Origin of the sequence: Streptomyces sp. NPDC002602 (genome assembly GCF_042889445.1) — a bacterium.
GTDB lineage: Bacteria > Actinomycetota > Actinomycetes > Streptomycetales > Streptomycetaceae > Streptomyces.
Map to the genome: position 1 here is coordinate 1 of NZ_JBIAQX010000049.1, position 2,362 is coordinate 2,362.

General features: G+C 64.3%; 3 protein-coding genes and 1 pseudogene. All 4 read left to right on the forward strand.

All coding sequences use genetic code 11. The annotated features are described in order from the left end of the window. The first annotated feature begins 103 nt into the window (after positions 1–103). Entirely contained in the window at positions 104–436 is a 333-nt protein-coding gene (locus ACFYW3_RS39130) for a hypothetical protein (RefSeq protein WP_351763799.1), read from the forward strand. Positions 437–455: 19 nt separating this feature from the next. Further along, entirely contained in the window at positions 456–770 is a 315-nt protein-coding gene (locus ACFYW3_RS39135; protein WP_053675741.1) for a pore-forming ESAT-6 family protein, read from the forward strand. 44 nt (positions 771–814) lie between these two features. Continuing rightward, positions 815–1,198: a DUF6507 family protein gene (locus ACFYW3_RS39140; protein ID WP_351763802.1), complete on the forward strand. Its 384-nt coding sequence runs from the start codon at positions 815–817 to the stop codon at positions 1,196–1,198. Beyond that, a pseudogene (locus tag ACFYW3_RS39145) lies at positions 1,195–2,362 on the forward strand (hypothetical protein); the annotation flags it as partial. The gene ACFYW3_RS39140 and the pseudogene ACFYW3_RS39145, both read left to right, overlap by 4 nt.

Consider the following 2,362-nt stretch of genomic DNA (forward strand, 5'->3'; position numbering starts at 1 on the left):
TTGGCTTTGCAGTCAGCAATGCGGGGTTGATAGACATGGAACACCAGTGCGGGCTGTGGTTGTTTGAGCGGCCTGCTGTGAGAGGGGTGACGGGGGTGAGCTCGTGAAGTTCGACATGGGTAACACGGCGTTGACGGGGCTGGTGTCCCGGACGCGGGATTCGAGTGGCGACCTCGGCGGTCTGATCCGCCAGCTGATCGCGGCGGCGGCTCCGTTGGAGGGCAAGTTCAACGGTTCGGGCAAGGTGGCCTTCGACCGGTTCAAGGAGCATTCGGACGAGGTGACGGCCGCGCTGAACGGGTCGTTGCGGTCGATCCTGGGTGGTCAGTCCGGGATGGACTCCTCGTTCGGTCAGGGTGACCACGAGTCGGCGGACAACGCCAAGCAGCAGATGGCGGCGGCGAACTTCGACGCGGCCCGTTTCTCGGGTCGTTAGACGAACAGGGGGTAGTGGCATGGCTGGTGGCGGTACGGATCGGCGGAGTTACGACATCGGCGCCTCGACGGAGGTGCAGGGCTCGCTGGGGGGCATCCTCTCCCGGTTGGAGACGGTGCTCGGTGAGCGTGAGGCGGCGGTGAAGGCGGCGATGGCCGACTTCCAGGCCGACGGCGTGTCGGACGAGTACCACGGCAAGGAGCAGCGTTGGGACAAGGCTGCGGCGGAGGTGCGTTCGATCATCGCGTTGTTGCGTTCCACGATGGAGAAGAACGACGGGACGGCGCATCAGACGCTGGCGCGGGCGAAGGCCGCGGTCGACGCGATCGGCTGATGTGCGAGGGCATGGGAAGACGTTCTACGTAGACGGGGGGCATCGTGTCCAAGTGGGACATCAAGCCGGATGGTGTTCGTGAGGTTCTGAACAAGACCGCGGAGGCCGGCGGGAGGTTCGAGGACGAGTTCACCTCGTACGGGGAGGGCTTGATGGGCTCCGCGACGTCGGCGGGCACGATGGTTCTGGGTGGGACGGAGATTCCCGAGGGGGGCGTGTTCGGTCCGGTGGCGCAGGCGTTGCAGGAGTTTCAGACGCGCACGGAGAGCGACGTGAGGTTCCTTCCGGTTCGGGCGGGGAAGTCGATCACCGGGGCGCGGTTGGCCACGCAGGAGTACCTCAAGGGTGACCTGGAGATGGCGAAGAACAAGCAGGAGGAGTATTCCAAGGCTCCTACTCCGGAAGAGATGAAGGTCCCCAAGAAGTGATCGATCTGGGGAAGATACCGACCTTCACGGGTAATCTGGAGACGTTGGAGACGCATGCGGCGACGTTGAAGACGACCGCGTCGGGTATTCGGGGTACGGGCAAGGATGTCCACAACGCGTTCCAGGCGTTGGATCCGGTCTATGACGCGCCGGAGCAGGAGGAATTGTTCAATTCGACGATTCCGGTGCGGGACAAGGCGGATGAGTTCGCGAAGAAGCTGGAGTCGGTCAGTGGTGCGTTGAGCAGTTTCGCGACGTCGGCTCGTCCGTTGGTGAACCGGATGAAGCAGCTTCGTACGGACGCGGAGAGGTTCGTCGCGGACAACAAGGACGACGACGACTGGCAGCAGGACCAGCACAAGATCGACGAGAACGCGCGTCTGGTGCGTGAGGTCGGCACGACGTGGGTGGCGTTCCAGGGTGTCGAGCGGGAGGCCGCGAACAAGATCACGTCGTTGGTGGGCGGCACGCATTTCGTCGTCGATGACGGTTCCCACAAGGCCGGCATGTACGGCTTCGGTGAAAGTGACGTCAAGGACGCCAAGGAAACGCCCTGGGGCACGGTCGACGAGCGTGAGTACACCGGTCTGAAGGCCGCGTGGGAGTGGACCAAGGACAATGTCGGCGGTGCGCTGAAGGGCTTCTTCGTCGACGGTGTCTGGGGCACCCTGAAGGGCCTCGGCAGCATGGTCAACGTGTTCGACTTGGACAATTTCAAGAAGACCTGGTCGAACATCGGCAACGTCTTCGGTGGCGTCAGCGCCTACATCATGACCCCCTACGAATGGGCCCTGGACAAGATGTTCGGGCCGGTCGACCACAGTGACACCGACAAGCAGAAGGCCGCCCTGCGCAACTTCGGGAAGTCGCTGGTCGCGTGGGACCAGTGGGGCGAGCATCCCTCGCAGGCGTTCGGAACGGTGTTGTTCAACGGCCTGACCCTCGGCTCGGGATCGCTGCTCAAGCTCGGCAGGGCCGGAAAGCTGGGCGTGGGCGCGGAAGCCGCGACCGTGTTGGGCAAGGCGGGCGCGCTCGTCGACCCGATGAGCTACCTCGGCAAGGCCGCGAGCGTCAGCAAGCTCAGGGTCGGCGACTTCATGGAGGGCTTCAAGGCCAGCCGGGCCGGCGTCGACGACATGGCCCGCTCCATGCCCACCGGCGAGG